22 protein-coding genes and 1 rRNA gene are annotated in these 21076 nt (G+C 73.1%); 20 read left to right on the top strand and 3 right to left on the bottom strand.

Annotation, left to right across the window (positions count from 1 at the left end; all coding sequences use genetic code 11):
• Positions 1-116: ribosomal RNA gene (gene rrf, locus ABFT23_RS10995) — 5S ribosomal RNA — on the top strand.
• A 197-nt stretch (positions 117-313) separates the two neighbouring features.
• On the top strand, positions 314-667 hold the full coding sequence (locus tag ABFT23_RS10990; protein ID WP_347895060.1) for a single-stranded DNA-binding protein: 354 nt from the start codon (positions 314-316) through the stop codon (positions 665-667).
• Here ABFT23_RS10990 and ABFT23_RS10985 read toward each other — a convergent pair.
• Positions 585-1760, bottom strand: coding sequence for a DUF1015 family protein (locus tag ABFT23_RS10985; RefSeq protein WP_347895059.1), 1176 nt, complete (start codon positions 1758-1760; stop codon positions 585-587). The two genes, ABFT23_RS10990 and ABFT23_RS10985, sit on opposite strands and share 83 nt — an antisense overlap.
• An 86-nt stretch (positions 1761-1846) precedes the next feature.
• Between ABFT23_RS10985 and ABFT23_RS10980 the strand changes: the two genes are divergently transcribed.
• From ABFT23_RS10980 to ABFT23_RS10905, 16 genes are all read left to right on the top strand, one after another.
• Positions 1847-2857 carry an HAD-IIA family hydrolase gene (locus tag ABFT23_RS10980; protein ID WP_347895058.1) on the top strand — a complete coding sequence of 337 codons (1011 nt, stop codon included), beginning with the start codon at positions 1847-1849 and terminating at the stop codon, positions 2855-2857.
• 9 nt (positions 2858-2866) lie between these two features.
• Complete coding sequence (locus ABFT23_RS10975) at positions 2867-3076, top strand: hypothetical protein (RefSeq protein WP_347895057.1); 210 nt, start codon at positions 2867-2869, stop codon at positions 3074-3076.
• A gap of 2 nt (positions 3077-3078) precedes the next feature.
• Positions 3079-3918: a TlyA family RNA methyltransferase gene (locus ABFT23_RS10970; protein WP_347895056.1), complete on the top strand. Its 840-nt coding sequence runs from the start codon at positions 3079-3081 to the stop codon at positions 3916-3918.
• Entirely contained in the window at positions 3915-4859 is a 945-nt protein-coding gene (locus tag ABFT23_RS10965) for an NAD kinase (RefSeq protein WP_347895055.1), read from the top strand. The genes ABFT23_RS10970 and ABFT23_RS10965 overlap by 4 nt, the downstream gene beginning before the upstream one ends.
• Entirely contained in the window at positions 4856-6547 is a 1692-nt protein-coding gene (gene recN, locus ABFT23_RS10960; RefSeq protein WP_347895054.1) for a DNA repair protein RecN, read from the top strand. Before ABFT23_RS10965 ends, recN begins: the two co-directional genes overlap by 4 nt.
• A 32-nt stretch (positions 6548-6579) precedes the next feature.
• Positions 6580-8301, top strand: a complete 1722-nt coding sequence (locus tag ABFT23_RS10955) for a CTP synthase (RefSeq protein ID WP_347895053.1) — start codon at positions 6580-6582, stop codon at positions 8299-8301.
• Positions 8298-8876 carry an NUDIX hydrolase gene (locus tag ABFT23_RS10950; RefSeq protein ID WP_347895052.1) on the top strand — a complete coding sequence of 193 codons (579 nt, stop codon included), beginning with the start codon at positions 8298-8300 and terminating at the stop codon, positions 8874-8876. Before ABFT23_RS10955 ends, ABFT23_RS10950 begins: the two co-directional genes overlap by 4 nt.
• Before the next feature lie 85 nt (positions 8877-8961).
• On the top strand, positions 8962-10086 hold the full coding sequence (gene ald, locus ABFT23_RS10945) for an alanine dehydrogenase (protein WP_347895051.1): 1125 nt from the start codon (positions 8962-8964) through the stop codon (positions 10084-10086).
• Positions 10087-10110: 24 nt separating this feature from the next.
• Positions 10111-11067, top strand: a complete 957-nt coding sequence (locus tag ABFT23_RS10940; protein WP_347895050.1) for a site-specific tyrosine recombinase XerD — start codon at positions 10111-10113, stop codon at positions 11065-11067.
• A gap of 58 nt (positions 11068-11125) precedes the next feature.
• On the top strand, positions 11126-11743 hold the full coding sequence (locus ABFT23_RS10935) for a hypothetical protein (RefSeq protein WP_347895049.1): 618 nt from the start codon (positions 11126-11128) through the stop codon (positions 11741-11743).
• Between the two features lie 72 nt (positions 11744-11815).
• On the top strand, positions 11816-14434 hold the full coding sequence (locus ABFT23_RS10930) for a DEAD/DEAH box helicase (RefSeq protein WP_347895048.1): 2619 nt from the start codon (positions 11816-11818) through the stop codon (positions 14432-14434).
• Positions 14435-14711: 277 nt separating this feature from the next.
• On the top strand, positions 14712-15656 hold the full coding sequence (locus ABFT23_RS10925; protein WP_457623307.1) for a ParA family protein: 945 nt from the start codon (positions 14712-14714) through the stop codon (positions 15654-15656).
• Complete coding sequence (locus ABFT23_RS10920; protein WP_347895047.1) at positions 15641-16027, top strand: hypothetical protein; 387 nt, start codon at positions 15641-15643, stop codon at positions 16025-16027. The genes ABFT23_RS10925 and ABFT23_RS10920 overlap by 16 nt, the downstream gene beginning before the upstream one ends.
• Before the next feature lie 18 nt (positions 16028-16045).
• Complete coding sequence (locus tag ABFT23_RS10915) at positions 16046-16903, top strand: segregation and condensation protein A (RefSeq protein WP_347895046.1); 858 nt, start codon at positions 16046-16048, stop codon at positions 16901-16903.
• A complete protein-coding gene (scpB, locus tag ABFT23_RS10910; protein WP_347895045.1) occupies positions 16900-17589 on the top strand; it encodes an SMC-Scp complex subunit ScpB in 690 nt (229 codons plus the stop codon). The genes ABFT23_RS10915 and scpB overlap by 4 nt, the downstream gene beginning before the upstream one ends.
• Before the next feature lie 7 nt (positions 17590-17596).
• Entirely contained in the window at positions 17597-18346 is a 750-nt protein-coding gene (locus ABFT23_RS10905; protein ID WP_347895044.1) for a pseudouridine synthase, read from the top strand.
• Positions 18347-18356: 10 nt separating this feature from the next.
• Here the strand turns inward: ABFT23_RS10905 and ABFT23_RS10900 are convergent, their stop codons facing one another.
• Positions 18357-19004, bottom strand: a complete 648-nt coding sequence (locus ABFT23_RS10900) for a class F sortase (RefSeq protein WP_347895043.1) — start codon at positions 19002-19004, stop codon at positions 18357-18359.
• Between the two features lie 15 nt (positions 19005-19019).
• Positions 19020-19733, bottom strand: a complete 714-nt coding sequence (locus ABFT23_RS10895; protein ID WP_347895042.1) for a CHRD domain-containing protein — start codon at positions 19731-19733, stop codon at positions 19020-19022.
• A 108-nt stretch (positions 19734-19841) separates the two neighbouring features.
• On the opposite strand from ABFT23_RS10895, the gene ABFT23_RS10890 reads away from it, so the two are divergent.
• Positions 19842-20624 (top strand): helix-turn-helix domain-containing protein, encoded by a 783-nt coding sequence (locus ABFT23_RS10890; RefSeq protein ID WP_347895040.1) that lies wholly within the window; start codon positions 19842-19844, stop codon positions 20622-20624.
• 4 nt (positions 20625-20628) lie between these two features.
• Positions 20629-21024, top strand: coding sequence for a VOC family protein (locus ABFT23_RS10885; protein WP_347895038.1), 396 nt, complete (start codon positions 20629-20631; stop codon positions 21022-21024).
• The last annotated feature ends 52 nt before the right edge of the window (positions 21025-21076 follow it).

Below are 21076 nucleotides of genomic sequence, written 5' to 3'. Positions count from 1 at the left end.
ACGGCGGCCATAGCGACAGGGAAACACCCGGTCCCATACCGAACCCGGAAGTTAAGCCTGCCAGCGCCGATGGTACTGCAACCGAGAGGCTGTGGGAGAGTAGGACGCCGCCGGACAAACATTCGCATCAGGGCGACCCGCAAGGGTCGCCCTGATGTGTTTTTCGGCTTGTCGCCGTGCGCCGGGGCGTCTGTGGAAACGTCCCGCAACCGTCCACAAGCGCTGTTCCGACGACCTTCTCCACAGCACGCCGACCAGCGGCTACGTGGTGTCGGTGCCGGCGACCAGAGTGCGTCGCAGGAGGTGATGTGTCATGGCGGCACAGGTTCAGGAACAGATCGCGACGGTCAACGAGGTGCGGCTGATGGGAAGAGTCTCCGCCGACCCCGTCGTCCGCGAGCTGCCGAGCGGTGACGAGATCGTCGCGGTCCGTGTGGTGTTCGCGCGTCCTCCGTCGACCCGGAGCAAGGTGCGCGTCGACGCCGTGGAATGCGTGGCCTACGGCGCTGGCCCGCGCCGCTCGGCGGCGTCGTGGCGGCCGGGCGACGTGGTCGAGGTGAGCGGTGCGCTCCGCCGCCGGTTCTTCAGCTCCGGCGGTGGTCGGGCATCGCTGGTCGAGGTCGAGATGGCTCGGGGGCGGCTGGTTCGTCGTGCCACGAGCGGATGAACATGCCGAACGCGGGCTTCGGCTGGAACGACGTCGCCTTCTCCGGAAACAGCCGACCGGCCGCCACCACCTCCTGCACCTGGGTCAGGGTGGGCGCCGGCATCAGCACCGCGGTGCCATGGTCGGGGCCGGCGTGACGCAGCGCGTCCTGCGCGGCGTGGTGGTAGGTGATCCGGTGCGGACCGTGACTCACCGTCGGCACGATCCGCTCGTGCAGCACCTCGACCTCGACCCGGTCGTCGTCGAGCGGCAGCTGCACGACCAACCAGGTCTCGGCATCGGTGACGACGAGGCGGGTGGGCCCGAGAGCCGCGACCGCCTGCTCCTGGGACATCTCGATCGTCTCGATGTCCAGGGCGGTGGCGGCCTCGCGCACGTCACGCACCGACGAGCCCATGAGGACCCGGTGGATGGCGCCGAGGAACAGCGGTGTGTCGTCGTGGTCGACGATCATGGCGAGGCCGCGGTCGGTGGCCGCACCAGGGTCGCGTTGCTGCAGGCGCAGGTAGGCGGCGTAGCGATGGTGACCGTCAGCGATGAGCGCGGTGGTGGGCGCGAGCTGGGTCGAGATGTCGGTCAGCAGGCGGTCGTCACGGATCGCCCACACCCGGTGCAGGTTGCCGGCCCGGTCGACGAGCTCGCGGGCCTGGCTGTCGCGCACCGAGGTCAGCAGCTCGCGCAGCGGCGCCGGCGAGCGTTGCACCAGCAGGATGGGGGCCGGGTTGACCTGCATCTCACCCATGCGGTCGGCCACGTCGTCGGCCTGGCCCGGGTAGATGCCCTCGTGGGGCAGCAGGGCGCGCTGGTCGAGCCGGGTGGCGCGGTGCGAGACGTCCACCGTGCCCACCAGACCGCGCACGGTGATGCCACTGACCGTGTACTCGTGCAGGTAGACCGCGGGCTCCCGGTCGCGCTCGAGCAGACCGCGCTCCTCCCACGACCGCAGCCGCGCGGGCACGTCGTGGTACGGCCGTGCGAAGGTACGCGCCGATGCCGGGTCGGCCACCCGCGAGGCCGCGAGACGGATGGCACGGAACGGCGCCAGGGTCAGGGGGCCGGCGACCAGCGGGGGAGTCACCGGCGCCTGGTCCACTCCCGCAGCCTACGAGGCACGGTGTGCACCGGGTGTCGGGACGGGCCGATCTCCGGCACTTCTCAGGTGCTGCCACAGTGGGGTCCATGCTGACCCCGTCGCCGCCCCTGTCCGAGGCCTACGACCTGGCGATGCTCGATCTCGACGGCGTCGTCTACGTCGGTCCCGAGGCCGTGCCCGGAGCCGCCGGACATCTCGAGACGGCCCGCGCGGCCGGCATGCGGACCGCGTTCATCACCAACAACGCCTCGCGGCCGCCGCAGCAGGTCGCCGACCACCTGGCCGACCTGGGGGTGACCGCCTCGGTCGACGACGTCGTCACGTCGGCGCAGGCCGCGGCCGCGGTCCTCGAGGAGCGTCTCGGGGCGGGTGCGCGCATCGCGATGCTGGGGGGAGCGGGGCTCGACGAAGCCCTCCGCGAGCGGGGGCTGGTGCCGGTCGAGGTCGGCGACGACGCGGCGGCGCTCGTGTCCGGGTACGGACCCGACGTGCGATGGAGCGCGATCATGCGGGCCGCGGTGCTGGTGCGCGACGGTCTCTGGTGGGTGGCGAGCAACACCGACCGCACCATCCCCACCCCGTTCGGGGTGGCCCCCGGTCACGGCGTGCTCGTCGACACCGTGCAGCGCTTCAGCGGCGTCGAGCCGGTGGTGGCCGGCAAGCCGGCGCGTCCACTGCTCGACGAGACGATCCGACGGGTGGGCGGTGAGCACCCGCTGATGGTCGGCGACCGGCTCGACACCGACATCGAGGGAGCGCGCACCGTCGGCATCGACTCGCTGCTGGTGCTGACCGGGGTGACCGGTGTCGCCGAGCTCGTGGCCGCCCGGGCCGAGGAGCGCCCGACCTACATCGGGCTCGACCTGCGGGCGCTGACCGAGGCCCAGCCGGCCCCGGAGGCCGACGGTGACGACTGGACGCTCGGGGGGTGGCGCTCGACCGTCGCCGACGGTGCGCTGACGGTCGACGGCGACGGCTCCGCCGCAGACTGGTGGCGGGTCGTCGCGGCGGCGGCCTGGGCGTGGCGAGACGCGACGGGCGACGTGGTCGACCACGACGGCCTGGTGCCGCCGTCCGACCCCGCGACCGACCGGTAACCTCGAGCCATGACCGAGCCCTCCGACATCCTCGACGACGTCGACCTCGGCCTCGACCCCGAGGTCGAGCGGCCCGAGCCGACCGGGGTGGCCCGCGTCGACACGGTCATCGACGCCCTCGCCGACCTCGACCCCGACGCGCTCGAGGACCAGGTCGCGGTGTTCGAGCGTGCCCAGACCGAGCTGCGGCGGGCCCTCGACGACCCCGGCGCGGTCTGACCGTGCCGCCCAGACGCCTCCGTCTCGACGCGGAGCTGGTCCGACGCGGTCTCGCCCGCTCGCGCGAGCAGGCCGGCGAGCTGATCGGCGCCGGCCGGGTGAAGGTCTCCGGGGCGACGGCGTCGAAGGCGGCGACCGGCGTCACGACCGACGTCGCGATCGTGGTGGCCGACGACCCCGACCGGCCCGACTACGTCTCCCGCGGCGGTCACAAGCTCGCCGGCGCCCTCGACGTCTTCGAACCGGCCGGGCTGACGGTGACCGGGCGCCGCTGTCTCGACGCCGGCGCCTCGACCGGTGGGTTCACCGACGTCCTGCTGCGCCGCGGCGCACGCGAGGTCGTCGCCGTCGACGTCGGCTACGGACAGCTCGCCTGGTCGCTGCAGAGCGACGAGCGGGTGCACGTCCACGACCGTCAGAACATCCGCGAGATCGACGCCGAGCTGCTCGGCGGTCCGGTCGACCTCGTCGTGGGCGACCTGTCGTTCATCTCCCTCACCCTCGTGCTCGAGGCCCTCATCGGCGTCACCGCCCCCGACGGCGACCTCGCGCTGATGGTCAAGCCGCAGTTCGAGGTCGGCAAGGACCGGGTCGGCAAGGGCGGGGTGGTCCGCGACCCCGCCCTGCGGATCGAGGCGGTCGAGACCGTCGCGGCCGAAGCCGCCCGACGCGGGTGGGGCGCGACGATGGTGACCCGCAGCCCGCTGCCGGGACCGTCGGGCAACGTCGAGTTCTTCCTCTGGCTGCGGCACGGTCCGGCCACCATCTCCACCGGTGACGTCGACGCGGCTGTGCACGGCGCCGACGTCCTGGGGGTGGCGGATGAGAGGCTGCACGAGTGACCGCGACCCAGCGACGAGTGCTCCTCCTGGCCCACACCGGGCGGGCCGAGGCGCGCGCGGTCGCGGCCGAGTTCGTCAGCGGCCTGACCGGGGCCGGCATCGTCGTCCGGCTGCTCGCCAGCGAGGCCAAGGACCTCGGTCTCTACGACGGTGACGGCGGCGTGGAGGTCACCGAGTCCGAGACCGACGCCAGCCGCGACTGCGAGCTGACCGTGGTCGTCGGCGGCGACGGCAGCATTCTGCGCGCGGCCGAGGTCACCCACGACAGCGGCACGCCGGTGCTGGGCGTCAACCTCGGCCACGTCGGCTTCCTCGCCGAGGCCGAGCCCGAGGAGGTCGGTCCGACCATCACGGCGATCGTGGCCGGCTCCTACACCGTCGAGGACCGCCTCACCCTCGAGGTCCGGGTGGTGCACGCAGGCCAGGTGCTGGCCGAGACCTTCGCGGTCAACGAGGCGAGCGTCGAGAAGGCCGCCCGCGAGCGGATGCTCGAGGTCGTGGTCGAGGTCGACGACCGGCCGTTGTCGCGGTGGGGCTGCGACGGCGTCGTCTGTGCCACGCCCACCGGGTCGACGGCCTACAACTTCAGCGCCGGCGGCCCGGTCGTGTGGCCCGACGTCGAGGCGATCTGCCTCGTCCCGCTGAGCGCCCACGCGCTCTTCGCGCGGCCGATGGTCGTCGGTCCGCGCTCGCGCATCGCGATCGACGTCCTCGACCGTCCCGACGGCAGCGGGGTCCTGTGGTGCGACGGACGCCGCACCGTCGACCTGCCTCCCGGGGCCCGCATCGAGATCGAGCGCGGGCGCCACCCGGTGCGACTGGCCCGGCTGCACCAGGCGCCGTTCACCGACCGGCTCGTGGCGAAGTTCGGGCTCGACGTGGAGGGCTGGCGCGGCGAGGGCGAGCGACGACTTCAACGTGGAGGGGGCACCACCTCGTGATCGAGGAGATCCGCATCGGCCAGCTCGGCGTCATCGACGCCTCCGTGCTCGAGCTCGGGCCCGGTCTGACCGTGATCACCGGCGAGACCGGTGCGGGCAAGACGATGGTCGTCACCGCCCTCGGTCTGCTGCTGGGCGGGCGCGCCGACAGCGGCGCGGTGCGCACCGGCGCCAAGCAGGCACGGGTCGAGGGCGTCGTCCGCGCCGATGGACTCGCCGCGTTCGCCGCCGCCGTCGAGGACGCCGGCGGCGAGGTCGAGGACGGCGTCGTCGTCCTGGCCCGCAACGTCTCGGCCGAAGGTCGCTCGCGCGCCTTCGTCGGCGGCGCCTCGGTGCCGGTGGCCCGGCTCACCGAGGTGGCCGAGCCTCTGGTCGCCGTCCACGGGCAGTCCGACCAGCACCGGCTCCTGCTGCCGAAGGCGCAGCGCGACGCGCTCGACCGGTTCGGTGGCGCGAGCCTGGCCAAGCTGCTGGCCGCCTACACCTCGGTCTACGACGCCCTGTCCGCGACGACCCGCGAGCTCGCGGAGGTCACCGCCTCGGCCCGCGAACGCGCGCGCGAGGCCGACCTGCTGCGCTTCGGGCTCGGCGAGGTCGAGGCCGTCACGCCCGAGCCGGGGGAGGACGACGCGCTCGCGGCCGAGGAGTCCCGCCTCGGGTTCGCCGACACCCTCCGCACCGCCGCCGAGCAGGCCCGCGAGGCACTCTCGAGCGAGACCGGCAACCCCGACGCCCTGGCCACCACCTCGGCCGCGCGCGGCTTCCTCGAGCAGGTGCGCGAGCACGACCCCGAGGCCGCCGGCCTCGCCGACCGGCTCGCCGAGATCACCTACCTCGTCTCCGACGTCGCCGCCGACGTCGCCTCCTACGCCGACCGGCTCGAGACCGACCCGGCCCGGCTCGCCGCCGTCTCCGAGCGTCGCGCCGCGCTCACCGCGCTGACCCGCAAGTACGGCGAGTCGATCGACGACGTGCTGGCCTGGGCCGAGCGCTCCGCGACGAGGCTGCTCGACCTCGACGGCACCGACGAGCGCATCGCCGAGCTCACCGCCGAGCGCGACCGGCTCACCGCCGAGCGCGACGCCGCCGCCCGGGCGCTGAGCGCGGCTCGTGCCAAGGCCGCCACGAAGCTGTCCAAGCAGGTGAGCGCCGAGCTCACCCAGCTCGCCATGCCGCACGCGCGACTCACGATCAGCGTCACGCCGATCGAGCCCGCCAGCCACGGTGCCGACGACGTCCAGCTGCTGCTCGCGGCCAACGCCGGCTCCGAGCCGCGACCGCTCTCGAAGGGCGCGTCCGGCGGCGAGCTGTCGCGCGTGATGCTCGCCCTCGAGGTCGCGCTGGCCGGCACGAGCCCCGTGCCGACGTTCGTCTTCGACGAGGTCGACGCCGGCATCGGCGGCGCCGCCGCGGTCGAGGTCGGACGCCGTCTGGCCGCGCTGGCGCGCTCGGCGCAGGTGCTCGTCGTGACGCACCTGCCCCAGGTCGCCGCCTACGCAGACCGGCACGTGCTGGTGCAGAAGTCACGCGACGGCTCGGTGACGACGTCCGGCCTCGCCGTGCTCGACGACGCCGCCCGCGAACGCGAGCTCTCCCGCATGCTCGCCGGGCTCACCGACTCCGAGACCGCACTCGCCCACGCCCGCGAGCTGCTCGAGCACGCGTCGTCCGCGCGTGCCGAAGCCTGAGCACACCCGATCCTGGGCTAGCATGGAGTTCCGTGAAGGCGGCCCCGGTAGACCAGTCCAAGCACGTGTTCGTCACCGGAGGCGTCGCCTCCTCGCTCGGCAAGGGGCTCACCGCCTCGAGCCTCGGTCGTCTGCTGCGCTCACGCGGCCTGCGGGTCACGATGCAGAAGCTCGACCCGTACCTCAACGTCGACCCCGGCACGATGAACCCGTTCCAGCACGGTGAGGTCTTCGTCACCGATGACGGCGCCGAGACCGACCTCGACATCGGTCACTACGAGCGGTTCCTCGACACCGACCTCAACGGCCGCATCGCCAACGTGACCACCGGCCAGGTCTACTCCAGCGTGATCGCCAAGGAGCGCCGCGGCGACTACCTCGGCGACACCGTGCAGGTCATCCCGCACATCACCAACGAGATCAAGGACCGCATCCTGGCGATGGGCGGCCCCGAGATCGACGTCGTCATCACCGAGATCGGCGGCACGGTCGGCGACATCGAGTCGCTGCCGTTCCTCGAGTCCGCGCGCCAGGTGCGCCACGAGATCGGCCGCGACAACTGCTTCTTCCTCCACGTCTCGCTGGTGCCCTACATCGGGCCCTCGCGCGAGCTGAAGACCAAGCCCACCCAGCACTCGGTCGCCGCGCTGCGCCAGGTCGGCATCCAGCCCGACGCCGTGGTGTGCCGTTCCGACCGCGAGCTGCCCGACTCGATCAAGCGCAAGATCTCGCTGATGTGCGACGTCGACCAGGACGCCGTCGTCACCGCCGCGGACGCGCCGTCGATCTACGACATCCCGAAGGTGCTGCACCGCGAGGGCCTCGACGCCTACCTCGTGCGCCGCCTCGACCTGCCGTTCCGCGACGTCGACTGGACGCTGTGGGACGACCTGCTGCGCCGCGTCCACCATCCCAAGGAGGACGTCACCATCGCGCTGGTCGGCAAGTACATCGACCTGCCCGACGCCTACCTCTCGGTCGTCGAGGCGCTGCGGGCCGGCGGGTTCGCCCACGAGGCCAAGGTGCACGTGCGCTGGGTGCCCTCCGACGAGTGCGAGACGCCGGCCGGTGCCGCCAAGCACCTCGGCGACGTCGACGCCGTCGTCGTGCCCGGCGGGTTCGGCATCCGCGGCATCGAGGGCAAGCTGGGCGCGCTGACCTTCACCCGCACCCACGGTATCCCGACCCTCGGGCTGTGCCTCGGCCTGCAGTGCATGGTGATCGAGTACGCGCGCAACCTCGCGGGGCTCGAGCAGGCCGCCTCCACCGAGTTCGACCCCGACTGCCCCCAGCCGGTGATCGCCACGATGGAGGAGCAGAAGTCGTTCGTCGAGGGCGCGGGCGACCTCGGCGGCACCATGCGCCTCGGCCTCTACCCGGCCGAGCTCGCGGCCGGCAGCATCGTGCGCGAGGCCTACGGCAGCGCGCACATCGAGGAGCGCCACCGCCACCGCTACGAGGTCAACAACGACTACCGGGCGCAGATCGCCGACGCCGGCCTCGTCTTCTCCGGCCTCAACCCCGAGCTCGACCTCGTCGAGTTCGTCGAGCTGCCCCGCGACGTGCACCCCTACTACGTCGCCACCCAGGCCCACCCCGAGCTGCGCTCGCGGCCCACTCGGCCGCACCCGCTGTTCTCAGGCCTCGTCGGCGCCGCGATCGAACGCCAGAAGGAGCTCCGGTTCCCGATCGAGGTCGACGTCGACGACACGGTGGCCGTGGGCGCCGACGTCGAGGGCGTGCCGGCCGAGTGAGCGACGAGCTCGCCGACGCCGCCGTCGCCTGGCCGGTCCAGCGCTCGGTCGACCTGCACCGTGACGACTGGGTCGTGGCGCTGCGGGCCGACGAGGTCGAGACCCCCGACGACCAGGTCGCGCGACGCCTCGTGCTCGAGCACCCCGGCGCGGCCGTCGTGCTCGCCGTCGACGACGACGACCGGGCCTTCGTGCTCTGGCAGTACCGCCACGCCGCCGGACGCCGCTTCGTCGAGGTCCCGGCCGGCCTGCTCGACGGCGACGCCGACGAGCCGCCGCTCGAGGTGGCCAGGCGCGAGCTGCGCGAGGAGGCCGAGCTGCAGGCCACGACGTGGACGCACCTGGCGACGTCCTACCCCTCGCCGGGCATCAGCAGCGAGGTCCAGCACCTGTTCCTCGCCCGCGGCCTCAGCCGTGCCGACCGCGGCGACTTCGAGCTGCACCACGAGGAGGCCGACATGACGTCGGCCTGGGTGCCGTTCGCCGACCTGCACGCCGCCGTCCTCGACGGGCGCGTCGGCGACGGCCCGGTCATCCAGTGCGTGCTGCTGGCGCGGGCGCGCGGTCTCGTCTGACTCGTGCGGCGGGCTGGGAGGTACTAGCGTCGGGGCTCGGCCACAAGCCACCGACCATCGACCACCCACACCCAGGGAGACCACCGTGCGCGTAGGCGTGCCGAAGGAAGTCAAGAACCGCGAGTACCGCGTCGCCATCACGCCGATCGGCGTGCACGAGCTGACCGCGCACGGCCACGACGTCGTCATCGAGCAGGGTGCGGGCGTCGGCTCGGGCATCTCCGACGACGAGTACGTCGCCGCGGGCGCGACGATCGTGCCCACCGCCGAGGACGCCTGGGGCACCGACGGCGGCGTCGACCTGGTGCTCAAGGTCAAGGAGCCCGTCGCGGTCGAGTACGAGCGCATGCGTGAGGGACTGACTCTCTTCACCTACCTCCACCTGGCCGCCGACAAGCCGCTGACCGAGGAGCTGATGAAGCGCCAGGTCACCGCGATCGCCTACGAGACGGTGCAGCTGCCCTCCGGCGCGCTGCCGCTGCTCTACCCGATGTCGGAGGTGGCCGGCTGCCTCGCGCCGCAGGTCGGCGCCTACTCGCTGCTCAAGGCGCAGGGCGGGCGCGGCGTGCTCATGGGCGGCGTCGGCGGCGTCGCCAACGCGAAGGTCGTCATCATCGGCGCCGGTGTCTCGGGCCAGAACGCGGCCAACATCGCGCTCGGCATGGGCGCCGACGTCACCCTGCTCGACACCGACCTCGACAAGCTGCGCATGTCGTTCTGGCGCTACAACAACCGGGTGCACGGCCTGGCGTCGTCCCGGCTCGCGATCGAGCAGCAGGTCACCGAGGCCGACATGGTCATCGGCGCGGTGCTCATCCCCGGCGCGGCCGCGCCCAAGCTCGTCTCGAACGAGCTGGTCTCGCGGATGAAGCCCGGCTCGGTGCTGGTCGACATCGCCGTCGACCAGGGCGGCTGCTTCGCCGACACCCACGCCACCACCCACGACGACCCGACCTATGCGGTGCACGGCTCGACGTTCTACTGCGTGGCCAACATGCCCGGTGCCGTGCCGAACACCTCGACCTACGCACTCACCAACGCCACGCTGCCCTACGCCGTCGCGCTGGCCGACAAGGGCTGGACCGACGCCTGCCGCGCCGACGCCTCCCTCGCGCTCGGGCTCAACACCCACGCCGGTCGGCTCACCAACGCCCCCGTCGGCGAGGCCGTCGGCATCGACGCCGTCGCGCTCGACGACGTCCTGGCCTGACCTCGGCGGGGCGCAGGAGAGCGGGTGGACGACGTCGAGCGGGCGGTGCGGACCTACCTCGACCACCTCACGGTCGAGAAGGGCCTGGCCGCCAACACGCTGACGTCGTACCGCCGCGACCTGCGGCGCTACCTGCAGTTCCTCCGCCGCCGCGACGTGACGACGCTCGCCGCCGTCTCCGAGGCGACGGTCACCGAGTTCCTCGTGCACCTGCGCGAGGGCGACGCCGACCTCGGTCACCCGCCACTGTCGTCGACGTCGGCGGCGCGCACGGTGGTCGCCGTCCGGGGCTTCCACAAGTTCGCCGTCGCCGACGGGCTCGCGACCCTCGACCCCGCGGCCGCGGTGAAGCCCCCGGCGGCGGCCAAGCGGCTCCCGAAGGCGCTGCCGCTCTCCGACGTCGAGGCGATCCTCGACGCCGCCGGCGCGCCGGGCACGGCGCTCGCGCTGCGTGACCGCGCCCTGCTCGAGGTGCTCTACGGCACCGGGGCGCGCATCTCCGAGGCCGTCGGGCTCGACGTCGACGACCTCGACTGGGGCGAGTCGGGTGTCGACGGCACCGTGCTGCTGCGGGGCAAGGGCGGCAAGGAGCGGCTCGTCCCGATCGGCTCCTACGCCCGGGAGGCGATCGAGGCCTACCTCGTGCGCGCGCGGGGCGACCTGGTCGCCTCGGGCTCCGCCGGGGGTGGCACCACCGGGGGCGCGCTGTTCCTCAACGCCCGCGGCGGTCGCCTCTCGCGCCAGTCCGCCTGGGCGGTGCTGGTCAGGACCGCCGAGCGCGCCGGCGTCACCCGCGACGTGTCACCGCACACCCTGCGGCACTCGTTCGCCACCCACCTGCTCGACGGCGGCGCCGACGTCCGCGTCGTGCAGGAGCTGCTCGGCCACGCCTCGGTCACGACCACCCAGGTCTATACCCTGGTCACCGTCGACAACCTGCGCGAGGTGTTCGCGACCGCCCACCCTCGTGCCCGGGAGTGAAACCGCGACCGGCCGCGAACCGTCCCACCCCAGACAACCTCGACCGTCGGGAGACCCCATGAACGTCCGCCGCTCCGTCCGCCGTCCGCTGGCCGTGCTCGTCCCGCTCGCCCTGAGCGCCGTCCTGCTCGCCGGGTGTGGCGACGACGACGCCGACCCCGACGAGAGCGCGAGCGACTCGAGCAGCGAGACCAGCACCCCGTCGGAGGAGTCGACCGAGTCCGTCTCCGACCCGGCCGAGACCGGCACGCCCACCGACGACGTCCCCGAGACCGACTCCCAGGAGCTGCCCGACGGCGACGACGGCGAGGGTGGCGACGGACGCACCGACGTCCCGGCCGACGCCGCCGACCTGTGCGGGGCCTTCGACCGGGCCATGCAGGCCTTCGAGGACTCCGCGGCCGACTTCACCGACGAGAGCGCCGACGTGCCGCCGGCGCTGCTCGAGGCGTTCCGCCAGTGGGGCCGCGACCTGGCCGACGCCGACCTGCCCTCCGGGTTCAACGACCAGCAGCGCCAGGGCGTCCAGGTGATGTCCGACCTGCTGGTGGCCCTGCCCGACACCGCCACGTTCACCGAGCTCTCCGGCTTCGAGGACGACCTCTCCGACGCCGACGAGGAAGCGGCCGAGTCGGTGCAGGACTACGTCGACCAGAACTGCGGCCTCGACGGCTGAGGCCCTCCGGCCCGTCCGGCGGGCGCGGAGCCGGCGGAGCGTCGGCCCGGGGCGGGGTGACAGGATGAGCCGGTGACGTCTCCCACGTGGGTCCCCGCCCGCGGCACCGCACCGGACGACGTCTACCTCGCCGTCTCGGAGTGGGCCGAGGCCGGTGGGCGGGCGCTGTACCCGCACCAGGACGAGGCGCTCATGGAGATCGTCGCGGGCAACAACGTCGTGCTCGCGACGCCGACCGGGTCGGGCAAGTCCCTCGTGGCCATCGGCGCCCACGCCGCCGCGCTGGCCGACGACCGCGTCTCGTTCTACACCGCGCCCATCAAGGCACTGGTGAGCGAGAAGTTCTTCGACCTGTGCCAGTTCTTCGGTGCCGACAACGTCGGCATGCTCACCGGCGACGCCTCGGTCAACGCCGACGCCCCGATCATCTGCTGCACCGCCGAGGTGCTGGCCAACCTCGCGCTGCGCGAGGGCCGCGAGGCCGACGTCGGCCTCGTCGTCATGGACGAGTTCCACTTCTACGCCGAGCCCGACCGCGGGTGGGCGTGGCAGGTGCCGCTCCTCGAGCTGCCGCAGGCGCAGTTCGTGCTCATGTCGGCCACGCTCGGCGACGTCACCGAGCTCGCCGACGACCTGACCCGGCGCAACGGCCGTGAGACCGCCGTCGTCGACGACGCCGAGCGGCCGGTGCCCCTCACGTTCACCTGGGCGCTGACCCCGCTCGCCGAGACGCTCGAGGAGATCGTCACCACGCGGCAGGCGCCCGCCTACGTGGTCCACTTCACGCAGAAGGACGCCGTCGAGCACGCCACCGGTCTCCTGACGGCGTCGTGGCTGCCGAAGGGCACCGTGGTCGACCTGCCGCCCGGGTTCCGGTTCGGCGCCGGGTTCGGCAAGACGCTGTCGAAGCTGCTGCGCAAGGGCATCGGCGTCCACCACGCCGGGATGCTGCCGCGCTACCGCCGGCTCGTCGAGCAGCTGGCGCAGCAGGGCGCCCTCACCGTCATCTGCGGCACCGACACGCTCGGGGTCGGCATCAACGTGCCGATCCGCACCGTGCTGTTCACCGGCCTCGCCAAGTACGACGGCAGCCGGTCGCGGGTGCTGCGCGTGCGCGAGTTCCTCCAGATCGCCGGCCGGGCCGGCCGCGCCGGCTTCGACACCGCCGGCTACGTCGTCGTGCAGGCGCCGCCGCACACGATCGAGAACGAGCGCGCCAAGGCCAAGGCGGCCGCCAAGAACGCCGCCATGAGCGAGGAGAAGCGCGCCAAGAAGGGCAGCAAGGCGCACCTGAAGAAGCCGCCCGAGGGCACCATCGTCTGGACCGAGGCGACCTTCGACAAGCTCGTCGCCGGGGTGCCCGAGCAGCTCGTGTCGCGGATGAAGGTCGACAACGCGATGCTCGTCAACGTGCTCTCGCGCGACGAGGACGCCTTCGCCGTCCTGCGCCGGCTGCTCACCGACAACCACGAGCCGCGCCGCCAGCAGCTGCGGCTCGCGCGGCGAGCCCTCCGGCTCACACGCAGCCTGGTCACCTCGGGCACCGTCGTCCGGCTGCCCGAGCCCGATGCGTTCGGACGCCGCTACGTGCTGCACGACGACGTGCCCGACGACTTCGCGCTCAACCAACCGCTGTCGCACTTCGCGATCGAGGCGCTCGACCTGCTCGACCCCGAACCGCCCGACTACACCGCCGACATCGTCTCGGTGATCGAGGCGACGCTCGAGGCCCCGCGGCAGATCCTGTTCGCCCAGCAGCACGCCGCCCGCGGCGAGGCGCTCGCGGAGATGAAGGCCGACGGCCTCGAGTACGACGAGCGGATGGCGCTGCTCGACGAGATCACCTGGCCGCAGCCGCTGGCCGAGCTGCTCGAGGCGACCTACGAGATCTACCGCGAGCGGCACCCGTGGCTGCGCGAGGACGCTCTCGACCCCAAGGCGATCGTCCGCGAGATCTACGAGCAGGGCATGTCGTTCACCGACTTCTGCTCGCGCTACTCACTCGCGCGCTCCGAGGGCCTGGTGCTGCGCTACCTCACCGACGCCTACCGTGCGCTGCGCCAGACGGTGCCCGAGGCGCACCGCACGCCCGAGCTCGACGACCTGCTCGAGTGGCTCGGCGAGACCATCCGCCAGACCGACTCCTCGTTGCTCGACGAGTGGGAGGCGCTCACCGACCCCGATGCGGCGTCCCGCTCGGTCACCGAGAACGAGCCGCCGCCCCCGCCCCGGCCGATCTCGCGACAGGAGCGGGCGTTCAAGGTCATGGTCCGCAACGCGATGTGGCGCCGGGTCGACCTCGTCGCCCGCGACGACCTCGACGGGCTCATGCGCCTCGAGCGCGACGCCGCCGACCGCCTCGACCCGCCGCGCGACGTTGTCATGGGGCGCTCGGCCTGGGACGAGGCCATCGAGGCCTACTACGCCCAGCACGACACGGTGCTGACCGACGCCGACGCCCGGGCTCCCGAGCTGCTGCGCTCCGAGCCCGTCACCGGGTGGCCGGCCGGCGTCGCCGAGCCCGACGACGACACGCCCGGCACGACCCGGCTGCTGCGCGTCGTCCAGACCCTGGCCGACCCGGCCGGCGACCGGGACTGGGTGATCGAGGCGGTCGCCGACCTCGACGCCTCCGACGACACCGGCGAGCTCGTGCTGGCCACCGTGGCGTTCCGCTGCCTGACGGACTGAGACCACTGCCTTCTCGCCCCTGATCCTCCACAGGTTCATCCCCAGGTGGTGGACGACCTGTGGGCGAGCCGCGGCGGCCGTGCACACCTCGTGCACAGATGCGTCGGTGTGCCTGGGGGTTTCGGCCCCGGTGGTGCCGCCCGTGACGAGACCGACGTAGGGTCCCCGGCGAGTCGTCCGCAAAGTCGCCGTGTCGACATTGAACACTGGTGACGTCCCACCGACGACAGCCCGAGGAGCACCCATGACTGACGGATCGTTCGTCGGCACCCCAGCGATGCCGCCACGCACGCAGGTCCCGTCCCCGCCGGAGCAGCAGGCCGCGACCCTGCCCTTCGAGCGGCCCGCGCCGGCGCCCGCCGCCTCGCCCGCGCCGGCGGGTGAGATCGGGCCGACCGGTCGCCCGATGCCGGTGTTCCGCGAGCCCGGCCCGGTGCCCGAGGGACGCCCGGCGCGCGTGGTGTCGATGTGCAACCAGAAGGGCGGCGTCGGCAAGACCACGACCACGATCAACCTCGGCGCCACGCTCGCCGAGACGGGTCGCAAGGTGCTGCTGGTCGACTTCGACCCGCAGGGCTCGCTGTCGGTGGGCCTGGGGCTCAACCCGCACGACATGGAGCTCACCGTCTACAACCTGCTGATGCAGCGCGACGTGACGCTCGACGAGGTCGTGGTGGCCTCGGGCGTGCCGGGCATGGACCTGCTGCCCAGCAACATCGACCTGTCGGCCGCCGAGGTGCAGCTGGTGCACGAGGTGGCCCGCGAGCAGACGCTGCAGCGGGTGCTCGCGCCCGCGCTGGAGCACTACGACGTCGTGCTCATCGACTGCCAGCCCTCGCTCGGCCTGCTCACGGTCAACGCGCTCACCGCCTCCGACGGCGTCATCGTGCCGCTGGAGTGCGAGTACTTCGCGCTGCGCGGCGTCGCGCTGCTGAAGACGACGATCGACAAGGTCCGCGAGCGGCTCAACCCCAAGCTCGAGATCGACGGCGTCCTCGGCACGATGTACGACGGCCGCACGCTCCACAGCCGCGAGGTCATGGAGCGGCTCGTGCAGGCGTGGGGCGACACCGTCTTCCACACCGTCATCCGGCGCACGGTGAAGTTCTCCGACTCCACCGTCGCGGGCGAGCCGATCACCAGCTACGCCTCGAGCTCGGCCGGTGCCGAGTCGTACCGTCAGCTGGCCAAGGAGGTGCTGGCCCGATGGCCCGACGAGTGAGCCTGCCGGCCGCCGACGACCTGTTCCGGCCGACCGGGGCCACGGGCGAGACGCAGGCGGGGAAGCCCAGCGTCCGTGCCGTCCCCGACACGCCGGCCGACCCGGCGGGTGACACGTCGTCCGACGCGGTGTCTGCCGACCACGCCAAGAAGGGCGCGAGCGGCCGCGTCAAGCACGACGAGAAGATGACCGTCTACGTCACCAGCGCCGAGCTGCTCGACCTCGAGCGCACCCGGCTCGAGCTGCGCGGCGAGCACGGGCTCGCCGTCGACCGCGGCCGTCTGGTGCGCGAGGCGATCGACCTCGTGCTGGCCGACTTCCACGAGCACGGCGCCGACTCCATGCTGGTCCGCGGGCTGCTCGCTGAGTGATCGCCCGATGAGCACTGCATGACCAGTACCGCCGAGGGCGCGCCCGAGATCGAGCAGGGCGAGGCCACTGCCGGCTTCTCGCTGCGCCTCGACAACTTCGAGGGACCCTTCGACCTGCTGCTGAGCCTGATCGCCAAGCACAAGCTCGACATCACCGAGGTCGCCCTGTCGCAGGTGACCGTGGAGTTCATCGCGCACGTCAAGGCCGGCGGACCGATCTGGGACCTCGAGCAGACGACGTCGTTCCTGCTCGTCGCCTCGACCCTGCTCGACCTCAAGGCCGCGCGCCTGCTGCCCCAGGGCGACGTCGAGGACGAGGAGGACCTCGCGCTGCTCGAGGCGCGCGACCTGCTCTTCGCCCGGCTGCTGCAGTACAAGGCGTTCAAGCAGGTCGCCGCCGTGTTCGAGACCCGTCTCGACGGGGAGTCGCGCCGGCACCCGCGAGCGGTCGGTCTCGACGAGCGCTTCGCCGGCCTGCTGCCGGAGGTGCTCATCGGCATCGGTCTCGACCAGTTCGCGAGCCTGGCGGCCAAGGCGCTCGCGCCGAAGCCCGAGCCCGAGGGGGTCGGGCTCGCCCACATCCACGCCCCGACCGTGTCGGTGCGCGAGCAGGCCGGCATCGTCGTCGACCGCGTGCGCCGCGGGGGCACCGTCACGTTCCGCTCCCTGTGCGGCGACGCCCCCGACGTGCTCACCCGGGTGGCGCGGTTCCTCGCCCTCCTCGAGCTCTACCGCGAGGGCGCGGTCGCCTTCGACCAGGTGCAGGCCCTCGGCGAGCTGTCGGTGCGCTGGACCGGTGACGACGAGACCGCCGAGACGATCGAGATCGACGAGTTCGACGGCACTCCGCTGCCCGTCGCGGAGGAGGACGCATGACCGAGACCCAGGACCAGACGCCGCCCGACGTCCAGGCGGACGCCGACGGCGAGCTGCTCGCCGTCCCGGTGGCCGCGCTGCGGCCCTCGCTCGAGGCCGTGCTGATGGTCGCCGACCAGCCGCTCGACGCGACGATCCTGGCCACGGCCGTGGGCTACCCGGCCGAGGAGGTGACGGCGGCGCTGGAGGCGCTGGCCGTCGAGTACACCGAACAGGACCGCGGCTTCGAGCTGCGCAACGTCGCCGGCGGCTGGCGCTTCTACACGCGCGAGGCCTACGCGGCCGTCGTCGAGGGGTTCGTGCTCGAGGGCCAGCAGGCCCGGCTCACGCAGGCCGCCCTCGAGACGCTGGCCGTCGTGGCCTACAAGCAACCGGTCTCGCGGGCGCGGGTCTCGGCCATCCGTGGCGTCAACGTCGACGGCGTCATGCGCACGCTGCTCACCCGCGGCCTGGTCGAGGAGGCCGGCCGCGACGGTGAGCACGGCGCCACGCTCTACCGCACGACGGGCTACTTCCTCGAGCGCATCGGCGTCCAGTCGCTCGACGAGCTGCCCGAGCTCGCGCCCTACCTGCCGGAGATGGACGACCTCGAGGACGAGCTCACCGAGATGCTCGGTGCCCCGGCCGAGCCTGTCGAGCCGGCCGAGGCGGGGGAGTCTCCGGCCGCTGGAGCCGACGCGCCATGATGGCCCCGTGAGGGAGATCGCGACCGACGACGACGGCCTGGTCCGGCTGCAGAAGCTGCTCGCGCAGTCGGGGGTGGCCTCGCGGCGCAAGTGCGAGGAGCTCATGCTCGACGGCGAGGTCGTGGTCGACGGCGAGGTCGTCACCCGGCTCGGCACGAAGGTCGACCCGCGCACTGCCGTCATCCGGGTCTCCGGGCAGCGGCTCCCGCCGGTCTCCGACCACGTCTACCTGGTGCTGCACAAGCCCCGGGGCGTCGTGTCGACGATGTCCGATCCCGAGGGACGACGCACCCTGGCCGACGTCGTCGCCGATCGTCCCGAGCGGCTCTTCCACGTGGGCCGGCTCGACACCGACACCTCCGGACTCATCCTGCTCACCAACGACGGCGACTTCGCCCACCGCATGGCGCACCCCTCGTTCGAGGTCGACAAGACCTACGTCGCCGAGGTCGACGGCGACGTGTCGAAGGCCACGGTGCGCCGGCTGCTGGCCGGCGTCGACCTCGACGACGGCCCGGTGCGCCCGACCAAGGTGCGGGTCGTGACGTCGTCGCCGCAGCGCTCCATCGTCGAGCTGGTCATCCACGAGGGCCGCAACCGCATCGTGCGGCGGCTGCTCGACCACGTCGGCCACCCCGTGCGCAAGCTCAGCCGCACCGACTTCGGGCCCGTGCGGCTCGGCTCGCTCAAGCCCGGCGAGCTGCGCGACCTGAGCCTCGACGAGCTCGGCACGCTGCTCGACGCCGCGAGCGCCTGACGCCGCGCGCTCAGGCGGCTCGGGCGGTGACGACCCGGTTCTCGGTGTACCGCCCGGCCGCCCGGTCGTAGGGACCGGTGCAGGTGATGAGGACGAGGACGTCGTCGGGCGTGGCCCCGAAGACCTCGGTGGTCGGGAACGGGTCCTGCGGGACGTCGCGCGCCTGCGTGACGACGTAACGGCTGCGGACGCCGTCGCGCGAGGTCATCACGACCTCGTCGCCCGGTCCGAGCTCGGGCAGACGGGCGAAGACAGCCGGCCCCTCGGTCGAGTCGAGATGGCCGACGACGACCGTCGGTCCGGGGCCGCCGGGCCGCCCGCCACCGGTGAACCACCCGACGCGGGCCGGGTCGTCGGGCACCTCGAGCGTGCCGCCGTCGTCGAGCCCGAGATCGACGAGCGACTCGTCGAGCCCGAGGGCCGCGATGGCGACCCGGACGGGCTCGCCCGGTACCGCCGGGGTCGCGGGCGCCGGGCGGCTCGGCGTCGACGTGGGCGGCGGCACCACCGGGGGAGCGGCCGACGTGGGGGGCGCCTCCGACGCCGTGCGGGGCGCCGGGTCGGGGGCGCCACCGCACGCGCCGAGCACGGCGACCAGGACGACGAGCGCGCCCGTCGTCCGGGCGGCCGGCCGGGCGCGTGCGATGAGGCTCGCCACGTGGTTCCGGGTGCTTCAGGCGCGGGCGCGCCGGCGTGCGGCCAGGCCGCCCGCGGCGACCAGCACCCCGCCGAGGCCGAGACCCATGAGCAGCATCGAGTCGTCGGCGGAGCCACCGGCGTCCGGGGCGAGGCCGCCCTGCCCGGTGTCGACGCCACCGACGGGCATCGAGCGCAGCTGGCCGCGGACCGCGCCGGCGACGAACTGCGAGGTGTGGGTGTCGGCGGCGAAGGCGGCCGGGTCGGCCTCGAGCTGCGACAGGGTGAACCCCTCGCCGGTGTCGTTGCCCGCGTCGTCCTCGATGCCGGTGGTGAACGGGCCCTTCAGGCAGCCCGAGCTGGTGCGGGTGTCGCCGCTGCCCTCGGGGTTCGGGAAGGCGATCCGCGGCGGACCGGCCTGACCGGCCGACGCCTCGTGGATGTGGGTGGCCGTCTTGGCCATGCTCTCGTAGGGCGGCTCGACACCGGTGGTGGTGATGTCGTAGCAGATGATGTCGAGCTCGGAGTTGACCATGAAGTCGAACGTGCCGGTGGCGCCGGGCGCGCCGTCGACGGGGTTGCCGTCGGGGTCGATGACCGCGTCGGGCGTGGCCATCACGGTGAAGGCGCTGGTGAACGTGTCGGGCGCGTCGACCTCGGTCTCGGCTGACGCGGGCCCGGCCGAGGCGATCATGGCTCCGGCAGCGACCAGGGCGCCGAGTGCGATCGGACGGCTGAGGGTTCTCCGCATGCGTGTTACCTCCGGTGGTGGGGCCTCGCTGGTCGAGGCCTCAGGAGGTCCTACGTGTCGCGGCCCGGTCCTGTTGAAGGCACGGGCGACGTCGGGCACGCTGACCGGATGAGCGTGCTCGCGCCGTACGTCGCCACGCTGGTGTCGTACGACGCCGTCGGCGAGCCGGGCGTGCACGTCGGGATGCCCTCGACCCGGCTGACCCTCGTGCTCCCGGTCGGGGAACCGATCGACGTCGGGTGGGCCGACGACGCCGCCTCGCGCCGGCGCTACCAGGCCAACGTCAGCGGGCTGCACGCCGCACCGGCGGCGATCCACCACGGACGCCGCCAGCGCGGTGTCTACCTCGAGCTGAGCGTCGCGGGCGCGCGGGCGCTGCTCGGCGTCCCGGCGTCGGGGGTGGCGGGGGAGATGGTCGAGGCCGCCGAGGTCGACGCCGGGCTGCGCGACCTGCCCGACCGGTTGGCCGAGGCGCCCCGGCGGGACTGGGGGCCGCTCGTCGAGACGACGCTCGTGGCCGCCCTCGCCCGGCACGACGCGCCCGGGCCACGCGCCGAGGTCGGGCGCGCCCTCGCGCGGCTCACCGGCGGTGCCGGTGTCGCCGACGTCGCCGACGAGGTCGGCTTCAGCCGCCGGCACCTGCGCGACCTCGTCGTCGCCGAGACGGGGCTCACGCCGCAGCAGCACCGGCGCCTGGGTCGCTTCGAGCGCAGCCACGCGCTCGTGCGGCGTCGCGTGCCGCTCGCCGAGGTCGCCGTCCGGTGCGGCTACGCCGACCAGTCGCACCTGACCCGTGAGTGGCGCGCGCTGGCCGGCTGCAGCCCCACGACATGGCAGCGTCGAGAGCTCCCCTCGATCCAAGACGACGGTGCCTCCGGTGCGGCACCGTGACGGTATGGACACCTCGAGCATCCGGCACTGGCAGACCTTCACCGTGCGCGACGTCGACACCATGACGGCATGGCTGACCGCGATCGGCTTCCGCGAGCACGCGACCTACCGCGACGAGGCCGACCCGACGGTCGTCGTCCACGCCGAGTGGGTGTGGGACGGCGGCGGCATCATGCTCGGCTCGGTGCGGGACGGCGGGCCTGACGGCGTGGTCGCCCGCCCGGGCACGTCGTCGGCCTACCTCGTGGCGCCGGACCCGGACGCGATGTTCGAGCGCGCCGTCGCCGCCGGCGCCACGGTCGAACGGCCCATGACCGACCAGGGGTACGGGGGGCGCGGTGGCTCGGTGCGCGACCCCGAGGGGAACGCGTGGTCGTTCGGCAGCTACCAGCCGAGCTGAGGGTCTCGACCGGCGTCCGGGGTCGAGGCTCGCTGCGCTCGCACCTCGACCG

The organism is Nocardioides secundeburneus, from assembly GCF_039939255.1.
Classification (GTDB): Bacteria; Actinomycetota; Actinomycetes; order Propionibacteriales; family Nocardioidaceae; genus Nocardioides.
This window is presented reverse-complemented; position numbering and strand designations above follow the sequence as displayed.